The sequence below is a fragment of the Rheinheimera maricola genome (genome assembly GCF_016918075.2).
Classification (GTDB): Bacteria; Pseudomonadota; Gammaproteobacteria; order Enterobacterales; family Alteromonadaceae; genus Alishewanella; species Alishewanella maricola_A.
The window spans coordinates 163,271-176,370 of the sequence record NZ_JAERPS020000002.1 but is presented as its reverse complement, the minus strand read 5'-3'; the positions used below and the strand labels follow the sequence as shown (position 1 = coordinate 176,370).

At 47.6% G+C, this 13,100-nt stretch carries 14 protein-coding genes; 6 read left to right on the top strand and 8 right to left on the bottom strand.

Annotated features, from left to right (window positions below):
- The first annotated feature begins 66 nt into the window (after positions 1–66).
- A complete protein-coding gene (gene rpoH, locus I4W93_RS06495; protein ID WP_205309424.1) occupies positions 67–921 on the top strand; it encodes an RNA polymerase sigma factor RpoH in 855 nt (284 codons plus the stop codon).
- Positions 922–995: 74 nt separating this feature from the next.
- Here the strand turns inward: rpoH and I4W93_RS06490 are convergent, their stop codons facing one another.
- From I4W93_RS06490 to gpmM, 3 genes are all read right to left on the bottom strand, one after another.
- The gene (locus I4W93_RS06490; RefSeq protein ID WP_205309423.1) at positions 996–1,766 is read right to left on the bottom strand and encodes a divergent polysaccharide deacetylase family protein; all 771 of its coding nucleotides are present in this window, start codon (positions 1,764–1,766) and stop codon (positions 996–998) included.
- Between the two features lie 84 nt (positions 1,767–1,850).
- The gene (locus I4W93_RS06485) at positions 1,851–2,996 is read right to left on the bottom strand and encodes a murein hydrolase activator EnvC family protein (RefSeq protein ID WP_205309422.1); all 1,146 of its coding nucleotides are present in this window, start codon (positions 2,994–2,996) and stop codon (positions 1,851–1,853) included.
- On the bottom strand, positions 2,997–4,541 hold the full coding sequence (gene gpmM / locus I4W93_RS06480) for a 2,3-bisphosphoglycerate-independent phosphoglycerate mutase (RefSeq protein ID WP_205309421.1): 1,545 nt from the start codon (positions 4,539–4,541) through the stop codon (positions 2,997–2,999).
- A gap of 168 nt (positions 4,542–4,709) precedes the next feature.
- Between gpmM and I4W93_RS06475 the strand changes: the two genes are divergently transcribed.
- Genes I4W93_RS06475 through gpsA form a run of 4 tightly spaced genes read left to right on the top strand, consistent with a single transcriptional unit; the run spans position 4,710 to position 6,921 of the window.
- A complete protein-coding gene (locus tag I4W93_RS06475; protein ID WP_205309420.1) occupies positions 4,710–5,144 on the top strand; it encodes a rhodanese-like domain-containing protein in 435 nt (144 codons plus the stop codon).
- Between the two features lie 2 nt (positions 5,145–5,146).
- Entirely contained in the window at positions 5,147–5,404 is a 258-nt protein-coding gene (gene grxC / locus I4W93_RS06470; protein WP_205309419.1) for a glutaredoxin 3, read from the top strand.
- A gap of 17 nt (positions 5,405–5,421) precedes the next feature.
- Positions 5,422–5,910: a protein-export chaperone SecB gene (gene secB / locus I4W93_RS06465; protein ID WP_205309418.1), complete on the top strand. Its 489-nt coding sequence runs from the start codon at positions 5,422–5,424 to the stop codon at positions 5,908–5,910.
- A 3-nt stretch (positions 5,911–5,913) separates the two neighbouring features.
- Positions 5,914–6,921, top strand: coding sequence for an NAD(P)H-dependent glycerol-3-phosphate dehydrogenase (gene gpsA / locus I4W93_RS06460; protein WP_205309417.1), 1,008 nt, complete (start codon positions 5,914–5,916; stop codon positions 6,919–6,921).
- 14 nt (positions 6,922–6,935) lie between these two features.
- Here gpsA and I4W93_RS06455 read toward each other — a convergent pair whose 3' ends face one another.
- The 5 genes from I4W93_RS06455 to I4W93_RS06435 all read right to left on the bottom strand — a co-directional run bounded on the left by I4W93_RS06455 (position 6,936) and on the right by I4W93_RS06435 (position 12,472).
- Positions 6,936–8,780: a GGDEF domain-containing phosphodiesterase gene (locus tag I4W93_RS06455; protein WP_205309416.1), complete on the bottom strand. Its 1,845-nt coding sequence runs from the start codon at positions 8,778–8,780 to the stop codon at positions 6,936–6,938.
- 82 nt (positions 8,781–8,862) lie between these two features.
- Positions 8,863–9,330, bottom strand: a complete 468-nt coding sequence (gene trmL, locus I4W93_RS06450) for a tRNA (uridine(34)/cytosine(34)/5-carboxymethylaminomethyluridine(34)-2'-O)-methyltransferase TrmL (RefSeq protein ID WP_205309415.1) — start codon at positions 9,328–9,330, stop codon at positions 8,863–8,865.
- 38 nt (positions 9,331–9,368) lie between these two features.
- The gene (locus I4W93_RS06445) at positions 9,369–10,385 is read right to left on the bottom strand and encodes an alpha/beta fold hydrolase (protein ID WP_205309414.1); all 1,017 of its coding nucleotides are present in this window, start codon (positions 10,383–10,385) and stop codon (positions 9,369–9,371) included.
- A 30-nt stretch (positions 10,386–10,415) separates the two neighbouring features.
- Positions 10,416–11,780 carry a sensor histidine kinase gene (locus I4W93_RS06440; RefSeq protein ID WP_205309413.1) on the bottom strand — a complete coding sequence of 455 codons (1,365 nt, stop codon included), beginning with the start codon at positions 11,778–11,780 and terminating at the stop codon, positions 10,416–10,418.
- Positions 11,777–12,472, bottom strand: a complete 696-nt coding sequence (locus I4W93_RS06435; protein WP_205309412.1) for a response regulator — start codon at positions 12,470–12,472, stop codon at positions 11,777–11,779. The genes I4W93_RS06440 and I4W93_RS06435 overlap by 4 nt, the downstream gene beginning before the upstream one ends.
- 140 nt (positions 12,473–12,612) lie before the next feature.
- Between I4W93_RS06435 and I4W93_RS06430 the strand changes: the two genes are divergently transcribed.
- Positions 12,613–13,074, top strand: coding sequence for a Spy/CpxP family protein refolding chaperone (locus I4W93_RS06430; protein ID WP_205309411.1), 462 nt, complete (start codon positions 12,613–12,615; stop codon positions 13,072–13,074).
- Positions 13,075–13,100 lie beyond the last annotated feature (26 nt).

Genomic DNA, 13,100 nt, shown 5'->3' with positions numbered 1-13,100 from the left:
TAAAATTAGCACTCTATGCAAAAGAGTGCTAATATCGACACACTTAGTTTGGCACAGGACACAAAAATGAGCGATAACGCAGCAGAAATGATGTCATTACCGGTAGCGGCCAGTAGTAGTCTGGAAGCCTATACTCATGCTGTCAGTTCCATTGGCATGCTCAGCGCAGAGCAAGAGCGCAGCCTTGCAGAGCGTCTGCATCAGAATGGTGATTTAGAAGCGGCCCGTCAGTTGATTATGTCGCACCTGCGCTTTGTTGTGCACATCGCCCGCAGTTATTCCGGCTATGGTTTACCGGTAAGTGATTTAATTCAGGAAGGCAATATTGGCCTGATGAAAGCCGTGAAGCGCTTTGATCCTAATGTTGGTGTACGTTTGGTATCATTTGCCGTACATTGGATTAAAGCTGAAATTCATGAGTACGTGCTGAAAAATTGGCGCATTGTTAAAATTGCCACCACTAAAGCTCAGCGCAAGTTATTTTTCAACCTACGTAAAGCAAAGAAGCATTTAGGCTGGTTTAATCAAGAAGAAGTAAAGAATGTCGCGGAGTCGTTGGGTGTAGCAGAGCATGAAGTGCGTGAAATGGAAGCACGTATGAGCAATTACGACATGCCATTTGATGCACCGGATGAAGATGACGATAGCGCTTTTACAGCACCAGTGTATTACCTGGAAGATAAAGCGTCTGACTTGGCAAATAGGGTAGAGGAAGACCAGTGGGATAATGCTGCTGTCGATCGTTTACAAGCGGCTATGCGTACTTTGGATGACAGAAGTCAGGATATTGTTCGTGCTCGTTGGTTGGATCACAACAAACTGACGTTGCAGGAACTTGCTGATCGCTACAATGTATCTGCCGAGCGTGTTCGTCAGCTTGAAAAAAATGCCATGAAAAAGCTGCAGTCGGCGATGAGTTAAATCAGTGCTCTGCAGCTATAACAAAAAGCCGCCATCAGGCGGTTTTTTTTATAGCTGCTTTGTTTACGATTTGGTTATTGTGGTGCAGAAATAGCCGGTGCACTGAAGCCTGCAGCAACCACATCATGGCTTTGCGGCAACAGCGAAGAAATACTCACTAGTTCGATACCCTGCTGACGCAGTTTCGGCAGATTTTTGCGTAAAAACTGATAAGTTTGCGGATACGGATGGCCGATGGCGATAGCATACTGACGTTTCCGAGCAATGCTGAGCAGTTGTTCAAATTGCTTTGCAATAGCCGCTTCAGTTTGCACATTGTCCAAAAAGACATGCCGACTTAAGTTGGTGACACCAAAATGTCGGGCATACTTTGCGGCCTGGCTATTAGGTGTGGTCAAGCTGTCGACAAAGAACAACTGGCGCTGGCTTAAGTATTCCATGGTCCAGGCCATTGGCTGAGCTTGGGCGGTGTATAAGCTACCCATATGATTATTGATGCCGATGGCGTAAGGAATATCAGCCAAAGCTTGTTGTAAACTATGGCGTATTTGTTGTTTTGACATTGCAACCGTGAGCGCACCAGGATCGGTGAGCTTGCCGGTATTGGCTTCCATCGGCATATGCAGCATAACGTCTTTTTGCTGCTGAAACGCTCGCTTCGCGGCGCGCTGCCCGTAGGGTGTGTGAGGTAATACGGCAAAAGTTAAAGCAAAAGGCAGGTCAATTAGCTGTTGATCTGTTTTTTGATAACCAATATCGTCGATAATAATGGCTATCCTAGCTTCTGTTGCGGCATTGGTATGTATACTGAACAAACCAATTATAAGGTATTTAAGTAGTCGCACTTTATTATTGTTCTCTTAGACGGACAGCTCTTCGCCATACTGTTAACAAAAGTATATGCATATTGTCGCGTTATTACATCCATTTTATCGCGGCTTTTGTCTGAGCCATTGTAGCGGGTTTACCGCTTCGCCTTTATTACGTATTTCAAAATACAATCCTGCTACTGACTGTCCGCCACTCATACCCGCTAGCGCTATGGCTTCACCGGCATTAATACGAGCGCCGGGCTTTTTCAGTAAATTTTGATTATGGCCATATAAACTCATAAAGCCGACACCGTGGTCTAGTACAATAACCCAACCGTAGCCTTTGAGCCAATCTGCATAAATAACCTGGCCATCCGCGATAGATTTCACGGCTTCGCCTTCGTTGCTCTGGATTATAATACCCCGAGATGGCATGCCGCCCTGACGGTTATCACCAAAACGTTGTAGTAGGCTGCCACTTAATGGCCAAATTAGCTTGCCTTTGTCTTGGCCAAGCCCAAGTAACTCACGGGCTTGCTGTGCTAGCCGGTTCAGTTCATCAAGTTTAGCCAATAGACTGTTTTCATTCTGGCGTAAGTAGTCGAGCTGACGACCTTGCGTTTTTAGCATGATTTGCAGTTTGGCTACCGCCTGCTGCTGCTGAGACTTAGCAACGACCAATTGTTTTTGCTGTGTTTGCAAGGTTTCCAGAGTTGCGGCCACTTGCTGCTGCTGTTGTGTTAGCTGCTCTAATACCTGCTGCAACTGAGTGATAGTATGATTTAGTTCAGCTAGCTGTTTTATCCTGGCGCGGTTAAAGTATTGATAATAGGTCAAGACCCGCTCTAACTTGCCGGCGTCTTGCTGGTTTAACAGCATTCTGCTGTAATCATGCTGCCCTATGCTATATGCACTTTTCAATTGTGCAGCCAAAGCTGTTTGCTGCTGCTGCAAACGGTGTTCAAGTGCGGTTTGCTCTGCCAGCAATTTTTGCTGCTCGTCGACTAACTTCTTGTGTTGTAATTTCGAGTCATTTACCTCGGCAGAAGCCTGGGCCAACGCCCGGTCAGAGCGTTGTAGCATCGTTTCTGCTTGTTCCAATTGCGCCCGCTGCTGCTTCACTTCTTGTTCGGTTAGCTGGATTTGCTGCTTAACATCAGCCAGTTGCTCTTGCTGCGCTTGCTGTGCAAACGCGCCGGGTAGCAGCAATAACAGCAGCCAGCAGCACTGCTGAAATTTCTTAGTTGTAGAAAGTGTCGACATTTATTTGATTTGCATCAGTACCTTGCCGGACATTTCCGCAGGTACAGGCAAGGACATTAATGCAAGCATCGTTGGGGCGATGTCACTTAATATGCCTCCTTCAATAGCGTTGGCCGGGCGACCTACATAAATGAGGGGCACCGGTCCGCTGGTATGAGCGGTATGGGCCTGGCCAGACTCGGTATCCAGCATCATTTCAGCATTGCCGTGGTCGGCCGTAATAAGACATTCACCGCCAGTTTCATCTAGTGCTTTGACAACGCGACCAATGCAATGGTCGACGGCTTCAATGGCTTTGATCGCTGCGGCCATAACCCCCGTATGCCCTACCATATCGCCGTTCGGATAGTTGCATATAATGACGTCGAACTCACCACTGTGTATGGCGTCAACAAGCTTGTCGGTGAGTTCAGTTGAACTCATTTCTGGCTGTAGGTCATAGGTGGCGACTTTAGGTGAGTCAACTAAAATACGTTGTTCACCGCTGAACATGTCCTCTCGGCCACCGCTGAAGAAAAACGTCACATGAGCATATTTTTCGGTTTCAGAGATCCGTAGCTGAGTTTTGTTGTGTTTCGCCAGCCATTCGCCCAAGACATTATTCAGGCTCTCAGGTGGATAAGCACAAGGTGCATCAATATCGGCAGCATACTGTGTCAGCGTTGTGAAACTGCTTAACGCCGGCCGGTATGCTCGTTTAAAACCATCAAAGTCCGGATTAATAAAAGCCCGGCTAAACTGCCTTGCCCGATCCGCCCTGAAATTCATAAAGACTAACGCATCACCATCTTGCATTTTTATTGACTGGCCTGCTGCGCTCAATATTGCGGTTGCTTTAACAAACTCGTCATTTTCACCGCGATTGTAGGCTTGCTGTAAGGCGCTGATTGCATCGGTTGCCTGATGCTCTGCTTTTCCTTGAGTAAGTAAATCATAAGCTTGTTGCACCCGGTCCCAGCGCTTATCTCTGTCCATGGCATAATAGCGGCCAATAACGGAAGCAATTTGTCCACTGGCAGTTGTAGCAAAATGCTGCTGAATTTTTTCCAGTGACGCGGCTGCGCTGCGAGGTGGTGTGTCACGACCATCAAGAAAAGCATGTACATATATCGGATTGGCACCTTGCTGCTCAGCCAGTTTAATCATGGCAAGAATATGTTCTTCGTGGCTATGCACACCACCAGGAGACAGCAGCCCCATGATGTGTACCGCTTTTTCTTGCTGTTTTGCCTGCTTAACCGCATTCACTAATGCCGGGTTGCTAAAAAAGTCACCGTCACTTATCGCTTTGGTTATGCGGGTAAAATCCTGATATACCACACGACCTGAGCCAAGATTGACATGGCCTACTTCAGAGTTGCCCATCTGACCATCTGGCAAACCAACATCAAGCCCAGAACCCGATATCAATGTGTGTGGGTAGTCGCGCCACAGTAGGTCCATTACCGGAGTGTTTGCCTGTGCAATGGCATTATTATGGCTCTCTTCGCGATAACCCCAGCCATCCAGAATTAATAACACCAAAGGTTTTTTGCGACTGCTCATAAGTGCTCCGTGGTTTAGCGATGACAAGCGGATAAAATGAGCCGTTATATTACCGAATTTTGTATAATTCTCCAGCCCTGTGTCGACAGCTGCTGCCGGTAGGGCTGCTTTCTTCTGCCAAACTGAGTATACTCTGCGCTGAATTATTTTCCGATAAGCGGATTAGGTATGCAGCAGTATATAGACTTTATTAGCAATCACCCTATTTTAACCGCCGTATGGTTGGTGTTATTTATTATGTTAATCAGTAGCGTGATAAAATCGCGCTTTTCTGTAGTAAAGCAAGTATCTCCAACTGAGCTGACAATGCAGGTCAATCGCAGCAACGCTGTGGTACTGGACATTCGCAATGAGGCAGATTTTGCCAAGGGACATATTACCTCAGCACGTCACTTGCCATTAGCTGACATTGAAAAACAACAGTTGTCGGGGCTTGAAAAACATAAAGCGGAGCCCATTATTGTGGTATGCCAAGCTGGCATGAGTGCGCAAAAAGCGGCGACCAGTTTGCTGAAGCAGGGCTTTACTACCGTATCGGTATTACAAGGTGGTATGGGCAGTTGGACCGGCGCTAGCTTGCCAGTAGTTAAATCAAAGAGGTAACGATGTCAGAAGTCACCATCTACACCAAAGCATATTGTCCTTATTGTGTCCGCGCTAAATCAGTGTTGGACAACAAGGGTGTGGTGTATCAGGAAATTCGCATCGACGAACAACCCGCGTTACGTCCGCAAATGATTGAACGTGCGGCCGGACGCACTACTGTACCGCAAATTTTTGTTGGTACTCAGCATATTGGTGGATGCGATGACATGCTAGCGCTTGACGCTGCCGGCAAACTCGATCCGTTATTACAATCATAATATAAATAGGAATTATCATGGCTGAACAACAAGCAAATGGCGTTGCAACTGAGCAGCAAGGGCTGCAATTCGTTATCCAGCGTATTTTTGTCAAAGATATTTCATTTGAAGCGCCTAACGCGCCGGCGATATTTCGTAAAGAGTGGAAACCAGAGGTTCAGCTGGACCTTGATACCCGTAGTGAAAAACTAGAAGACAATGTGTATCAGGTAGTGTTGTCTCTAACCGTTACCGCCAAGGTTGAAGGCGAAGTAGCTTTTTTATGTGAAGTGCAGCAAGCGGGTATTTTCTCTATTAGTCCACTGGAAGATTCGCAAATGGCGCATATGTTAGCGTCATTCTGCCCGAATACTTTATTCCCTTATGCGCGTGAAGCCGTATCGAATTTAGTTAACCGTGGCACTTTCCCGCAACTGAACCTGGCTCCGGTTAATTTCGATGCTTTGTTTGCTCAGTATGTGCAAAAACGTCAGGCTGAAGTGCAGGGCGCTCAGGCAGACGCATAAATTATGCAAGCTTCAGCTATTGCTGTAATAGGGGCGGGGTCTTACGGTACCGCCCTAGCTATTTGCCTTGCCCGCAATGGCAATATGATCAGTTTATGGGGCCGCAATGTGCAGGAAATGGCGCACATGGCACAGCTGCGAGTTAATGAAAAATACTTGCCCGGTATTCCCCTGCCAACGACATTGCAGTTGACCTCTGATATCGCCCAAGCTGCCGCCAGCAGCAGAGATATTCTTATCGTGGTACCCAGCCATGCTTTTTTCGATACGTTAACCCTGATTAAACCTTATCTGCAACCTAACGCTCGTGTAGCCTGGGCTACCAAAGGCTTGGAGCCAGAAACCGGCCGTTTATTGCAAGATGTCGCCCGCGACATTCTTGGTGACGCAGTATCATTAGCGGTGTTTTCCGGTCCTACCTTTGCTAAAGAGATGGCAATGGGCATGCCAACGGCTATTTCGTTGTCATCGACAGATGCGGAGTTTATTCGTGAGCTGTCTGATTTATTGCATTGTGCTAAAAGCTTTCGTGTCTATACCAACCCAGATTTTATTGGTGTGCAACTAGGTGGTGCGGTAAAAAATGTTATTGCTATAGGCGCAGGTATGGCAGATGGTATTGGTTTTGGTGCAAACGCCCGCACTGCACTTATTACCCGAGGTCTGACTGAGATGTGTCGCTTAGGCTGCGCTTTGGGAGCCAAGAAAGACACTTTCATGGGCATGGCTGGTTTGGGTGATTTAGTGTTAACATGTACCGATAACCAGTCTAGAAATCGACGTTTTGGCCTGTTACTGGGTGAAGGCAAAGGCGTTGAAGAAGCCATTCAAACAGTGGGGCAGGTGGTTGAAGGATACCGGAACACTAAGGAAGTATTCAACTTGGCGCAGCGGGTTGGGGTGGAAATGCCCATTACCGAGCAAATTTATCAGGTGCTGTACCAAGGCAAAGACGCCAAGCTGGCTGCACTGGATTTATTGGGGCGAGAAAAACGCGACGAGGTTACTTGAGCATATAGTCAGAATTAGCTTAGCTGCTTACGCAGCAGCTTGCTTTCTCTTGCCAGGAATGCAGGTATCTCAGTTGCTGGAATCGCCTTGCTAAATAAGTGCCCTTGCAAAATATCACAACCCATTACGTGCAACAGATACGCCTGCATTTCGTTTTCTATACCAGTGGCAATCACATTTAACTGCAGATAGGATGCCAGGCGCACTATGCTGGCAGTAATGTTACGCTGTTGTTCATTGTGTTCCATATCATTGATAAAACATTGGGCTATTTTCAGGTTATGCAACGGATAGTGTTGCAACACGGTAAGAGATGACATGCCTTCGCCAAAGTTGTCGAGTGTTAAGTGAAAGCCGAGGTTGCTAAGTTGGCGCAGTTTATTGTGTGTCGCCTGATCGGGCTGCAAAAATATGTCTTCATGTAGCTCCAGTTCAAACATAACCGCGGTCAGTTTTGCTTGTTCAAGCTGCTGTTGTAAAGTGAAGACAAAATCGGTTTGTCTGAAGCTCTGTATAGAGATGTTTATAGCTATACGGCCACGGTCAAGGCCGGTGCGTTGCCAGTAGTTGAGCTGCTCACAGCTCTTTTGCAACACTAGCTTGTCCAGTTCAACGATCACGCCGCTATCGTTTGCCAGCTCAATAAAATGTTGCGGTGCCAATATACCTCGTTTCGGGTTGTGCCAGCGGAGCAGCGCTTCATAACCTATAACGCGGTTGCTACCTATACTTACTCGGGGTTGGTAATATATTTCAAATTCATCCTGCTGCAGCGCTTTAAATAGTTCAGTCTCCAAAGTAAGCTGGTTTGAAGCTTTGGCTTGCAAAGCACTGTTGGAGAAGTGCAGGTTATTATTACCGAGCTTTGCTGCTGCGGAGCAGGCATTTGCGGCACTGTTTATCAGGCTGATAGTGGTTTCGCCATCGAGTGGATAAGTACTCACCCCGGCATAAATTTGTACAGATTGCTGACTAGTTTGTTGCACTTGCTGTTCTGCGCTAAGCAATATTTTGTGTGCAATGCGATTAAGATTAATGTTTGCCTGAGCGGAACACAAATGCGATGGTATTAGCATAACAATAGCGTCAGCGCAGTAGCGACCTACAACCACGCCGCTATTGACATATTGTTGCATGCCGTCAGCCAGCTTTTGTATTATTTTGGCCAGGCTATTTTGTTGCTGTACTATGTTGGACTGCAATGTTTGGCTAACCTTTAACATCACTATGCCAAACGGCGATTGGGCTGTTGCGGCACTATAAATAGCGCGCTGAGTAAATTCATTGAATAACGCTATGCTGGCTAAACCTGAGTCAACGTCTCGCATTGCGTTTTGCGTTTGCGTGATCTGTGTTTGTCTGGCTGCAGTGATATCCTGGGCAAAAATTAGATACTGCTCCGCGTTATTGATACTTTGTTTTGTTATCACCAAGCTTAAAAAGCGCCGCGGTTCGCTGGCTTTACACTGCAACCATGCTTCACCTTGCCAATGTGTCTGATCAGCTATGACTGGCAACAACAGATTTAAACTGTGCTGATCTTGAAAAATTAATACCGGTTCGGCGCCAGAGGCTAAAATCTCAGAACCGGCGCGGTTGACATAAACGGCATTAAAATTGGTGTCGAGTGCCATGATATAACTGGCGGCGTTATCATAGAGTTGTTTAAAATCGTGGAATTTGGCGGCTAACAGTTTGTTACTCTGGCGCAGTTTTAAATTAAAAAGGCTGATGACTAAAACCAAAGATAATAATAGCAGCGCCGCTAGTAATGAAACCCAGCTATCAATTACGCCTTGTGCCGCATTCGCCCCGAAAGAAAGCAATACACACAACAGCAGCCAGCAATATAGCGGCATAACATCGACGTCCTTGTTATCGATTAAACGTTATTAAATATAGCTGGAGAGTTTGAATATTTGCAAATGGAATTGGCAAGTACTAGCGTTTTGCTCCGGCATAATCCAGTTGACGCCATGATTCATATACAAAAACAGCTACTGCATTAGATAAGTTCATTGAGCGGCTATTTGCTGTCATGGGAATTCGTAACCAGTTTGGTGTTGGAATTTGATGCAAAACGTTGGTGGGTAAGCCACGGCTCTCCGGGCCGAAGATCAGCGCATCACCGACGGCAAAATGGGCATCGCTGTGTGCTGTGTGGCCTTTTGTTGTGCAGGCAAACATCCGAGTTGGTTTAACCTGTTCAACAAAGCTGTCGAAATTGGCATGCCGCTTTACGTCAGCAAATTCATGATAGTCCAGCCCTGCCCGTTTTATCCGTTTGTCATCCCAAGCAAAGCCAAGTGGTTCTATCAAATGCAATTGAAAGCCGCTATTGGCACAAAGACGAATAATATTACCGGTATTAGGCGGGATTTCAGGTTCAAAAAGCACAATGTGTAACATGGCAGACTCCAGATTTTACTACCTGCCAGTGTAACAAATCACGTGGTCGCTGACAGCTGCGCCAGAAAAACATTTATCGCCTGCAGGGCTTGTTGCCGGATCTGGTCGTTCTCCATAAAGATTTCGTGTCTTGCATCTTGCAATGTGACCTTCTGACGCAACAACTCAGCCGGTAGTTGTTGAAACCATAAGTTTTGCGCGTGGTTGCTGACGACTTTATCGGCGCCGGCTTGCAGCAGCAGTACAGGTAGCTGCCATGTTGTTACATCAATTTGCAGACGGCGCATAGCCACAATAGCAGCCTGGACCCAATGTGTGGTGACGCCGCCAAGTCTGGCTTGTGGCTCATCTCGAAACAGCTGGTGCAGCCAAGTATAACGTTCTTCACAACTCGTTAGTGGGTTGTTAGCAAAGGCTTTTTCCTGGTAATTACTCTGGCCGGGAAAATACCAGGGAGTCTGGCAGATGCGACGATTTAAAACACCGAATGCCAGAGCAATAGCTTCTGCGATGCTGGCAGGCACCAGGCCGGTATAAATGCCAAACATGGGTGAGGCAAAAATTGCTCCGCTGAACGGGTGAGTATAGTGCTGTAAATAGCCCGCCAGAATGGCGCAGCCCATGGAATGACCCAGCGCAATATGATACTTATGGCCTGTTGGCTGCACAATATGGTCAATAAACTGAGCAAAGTCTTGCTGGTACAAACTAAAGTCGCTAACGTAGCCTTTCTCCGGGTTTGCTAGCTCGCGGCCTGACAGGCCTTGGCCACGATGATCAAGTAAGAATACGCTGTAACCGGCCTGCACCAGTTCGTAACATAGCTCCGCATACTTTATAGCCATTTCCACCCGGCCACTACTGAGCACTATCGCCTGATGCGCGCCCGGTACTCGAAACTGGTAGTAATGCAGCGGCAGCGCATCGGCACTGGTCAACACACCACATTGCATAGTGTGCCAAAACGGCTTTAACCTTGTTTGCCAATCGGTTGGCAGTGACGCAGAGCGGCCCAGCGGCGTTATTGGTGGAAATGCAGTTAAGGTGTTACTCAAAGCTGTAGCCCGAACAGAACTCATGTCGGCCTAGTTTAGCGGCAAGCGTAGTTTGACACAAAGGCCAACACTATCATTATTACTGGCGTTGACCTCGCCACCATGCTGACGCACTATTTGCGCCACTATAGCTAGCCCAAGCCCTGTACCACCAGTGTTGCTATTGCGGCTGCTCGACGTGCGATAAAACGGTTCAAAGATGGCACTAAGCTGCTCGGGGTCAATACCTGGTCCCTGGTCGCAAATTTTTAGCTGCCACTGTTTGTCCTGCAGCTGTAAATGGCAACTGATGTTACTCTGCGGTGGGCCATATTTAATTGCATTTCTCAGCACATTCTCAATGGCACGCCCCAGCAAGCGGCTGTCAGCCGTTATTAACAAATGCTCTGGTGCAACTAAGCTTATGCGCTGCTGTCTTGCATCTGCCTCAAGCTGATTTACGGCAATAATTTCAGCCAATAAGTCGGCTAAATCAAACTGCTGGCTATCAAGTTGATACTGCCCTGCATCCAGTTTGCTGTAGGTTAGCAGTTCATCGAGCATGGCATCGAGCCGATCTAGCTCTTGTTTTAACTTTGGCATTTGCGCCAGAGTTTGTTGGCGTTCGGTGAGGCCCAGTGCCAGTTGTGCCCGTGCCAGTGGCGAGCGCAGTTCGTGTGAAATATCGCGCAGCAAGCGTTGCTGATTAGTCAGCAAAGCACTGATACGTTCGGCCATGGTATTAAAACTGTGGCCCAGTTTGCCCAGTTCGTCTTGGCGTTTGATCAGGTGTGTCACCCGGCTCTGTAACTTGCCATCGGCAAATTGCAGATTTCGTTGCAGTAGTTCACGCAGCGGACTGGAGATAGACACCGCCAGTACAAAACTGGCGACCGCTGAGATTAGTAAGGTAAACAGCAGTAACACCAGTTGCGGCACCTCACTTAAGCGCCACCAGCGCTGCGGTGGCCGCTGACGTTGCTGATACAAAGCTAGCGTATCGTCGCCAATTTGTAGCAAAAAAGGGCCTGCTAAAGCGGTGTTATGATGTTTCAGCCAGCGCGGCCTAGATAATTGTGATAGCTCAGTCAGCCAATGTAGGTCAAAATCACGAGGCAGTAGTTCTGGGGTTAGTACGCTATTGCTGCTGGCATTAACTACAAGCCAGCGCTGTGGTTGCTGTTGTTTTAGACTGGCCACCAGTTCATCAACTGTGCTGCTGTTGGCAAAGCGATGCAGTTGTTGCTGTAGCTGCTGGCTAATGCTTTGTGGCAAGCGGCGGATCTCGGTAGGCTCGGTCAATGCGCGTGACAACCCCAGTGTGGCAAAGACGGCACTCAGTAGCACTAGCCAGAACCAGAGAAAAATGCGCCCAGCCAGGTAGTTGAAGGGATTTAGCCTTGCTAGTTTGCTCATCTTTCACCCGCTACAAATAAATAACCGCTGCCGCGTAGTGTTTGAATTTTTTCATCGTCGGCAAAAGTTGCCATTTTCCTGCGAATATTGCTGATGTGCATATCCAGGCTGCGGTCATATATTTGCAGTCGCTTGCCCAGCACTTCGCGGCTTAACTCGTCTTTGCTTACTACTTCACCGGCGCGGCGCATTAGTAGCTCCAATAACTGAAATTCGGTTGCAGTAAGGCTAACTGGCGTGCCGTTGCAGCTTAGCTGACGATTACTCGGGTTGAGCAACAAACCGTTTAGCTGAAGCACGGTGTTATGTTCGGTTTGCGGCGCCCGTGTTAGCTCAACCCGGCGCAGTATGGCTTTAATACGGGCGACTAATTCGCGTGGATTAAACGGTTTGGCCAGATAATCATCGGCTCCCAGCTCCAGTCCAACTATGCGGTCTATATCGTCACCGCGTGCGGTTAGCATCAACACTGGACAATAGCGACCAGTGCGCAACGATTTTAGCACAGACAAACCGTCCAGTACTGGTAGCATAATATCAAGCAGAATAAGATCAAACTCTGTACTTTGTGCTCGTTCTAGCCCTTGCTGGCCATCATGTGCAGCCGTAAACTGGTAACCATCCAGTGCCAGGTACTCAGCTACAAGCTCACACAGACCGGTATCATCATCTATCATCAGAATTGCAGGCATAGCGGCTCCTTCTTGTAGTGTAGAGTTTACCCAATGTTGTCTGACGGCCCTAAATCTTTACGGAATCTTTACCTGACCTTTGCGCTGCTTTGCATTGGTTGATTTATGCTTAAGCTGTCTTTAAAACAGAGGTATATCCGATGAAAGCAACCACATTGATTTTTGCACTAAGTATGATTACAACCACAGGTCTGTCAGGCATGGCTGTGGCCCACCAACAAAATGATGATGGTAAACACCATCAGCGAAGCATGCAGCATGCGAAACCGCTGCAGCGCGCCCTGTCGTCACTGGATTTAACTGACAGCCAGCAAACACAGATTAAACAGTTAATGCAGCAGCACCGGGCACAGCAAAAAGCTAAACCAGGTGACAACATTACCAGACAACAGCTGCAGGGGCTTGTCACGGCTGACAGTTTTGATGAAGTAGCTGCCCGGCAGCTCCTGGAGCTACAACAGCAGCAAAAAGTTGAGCGCCAACTGGCTGGTTTGAAGCTAAAGCATGACATTTTGCAGTTACTGACGGCTGAACAACGCCAGCAACTCACAGAAAAGCAAAAAAAGTGGCAACAAAAAAGACAGCAACGTCAAACTAGCTAGCGCTGGAAACGAAGCCTCTGGCGGGT

What these genes read in the sequence shown, in the direction of transcription:
- I4W93_RS06435 (WP_205309412.1), bottom strand. Translation starts at nt 12,472, where the DNA reads ATGCCTGCAATTCTGATGATAGATGATGATACCGGTCTGTGTGAGCTT.
- gpsA (WP_205309417.1), top strand. Translation starts at nt 5,914, where the DNA reads ATGCAAGCTTCAGCTATTGCTGTAATAGGGGCGGGGTCTTACGGTACC.
- rpoH (WP_205309424.1), top strand. Translation starts at nt 67, where the DNA reads ATGAGCGATAACGCAGCAGAAATGATGTCATTACCGGTAGCGGCCAGT.
- grxC (WP_205309419.1), top strand. Translation starts at nt 5,147, where the DNA reads ATGTCAGAAGTCACCATCTACACCAAAGCATATTGTCCTTATTGTGTC.
- gpmM (WP_205309421.1), bottom strand. Translation starts at nt 4,541, where the DNA reads ATGAGCAGTCGCAAAAAACCTTTGGTGTTATTAATTCTGGATGGCTGG.
- I4W93_RS06485 (WP_205309422.1), bottom strand. Translation starts at nt 2,996, where the DNA reads ATGTCGACACTTTCTACAACTAAGAAATTTCAGCAGTGCTGCTGGCTG.
- I4W93_RS06455 (WP_205309416.1), bottom strand. Translation starts at nt 8,780, where the DNA reads ATGCCGCTATATTGCTGGCTGCTGTTGTGTGTATTGCTTTCTTTCGGG.
- secB (WP_205309418.1), top strand. Translation starts at nt 5,422, where the DNA reads ATGGCTGAACAACAAGCAAATGGCGTTGCAACTGAGCAGCAAGGGCTG.
- I4W93_RS06430 (WP_205309411.1), top strand. Translation starts at nt 12,613, where the DNA reads ATGAAAGCAACCACATTGATTTTTGCACTAAGTATGATTACAACCACA.
- trmL (WP_205309415.1), bottom strand. Translation starts at nt 9,330, where the DNA reads ATGTTACACATTGTGCTTTTTGAACCTGAAATCCCGCCTAATACCGGT.
- I4W93_RS06475 (WP_205309420.1), top strand. Translation starts at nt 4,710, where the DNA reads ATGCAGCAGTATATAGACTTTATTAGCAATCACCCTATTTTAACCGCC.
- I4W93_RS06440 (WP_205309413.1), bottom strand. Translation starts at nt 11,780, where the DNA reads ATGAGCAAACTAGCAAGGCTAAATCCCTTCAACTACCTGGCTGGGCGC.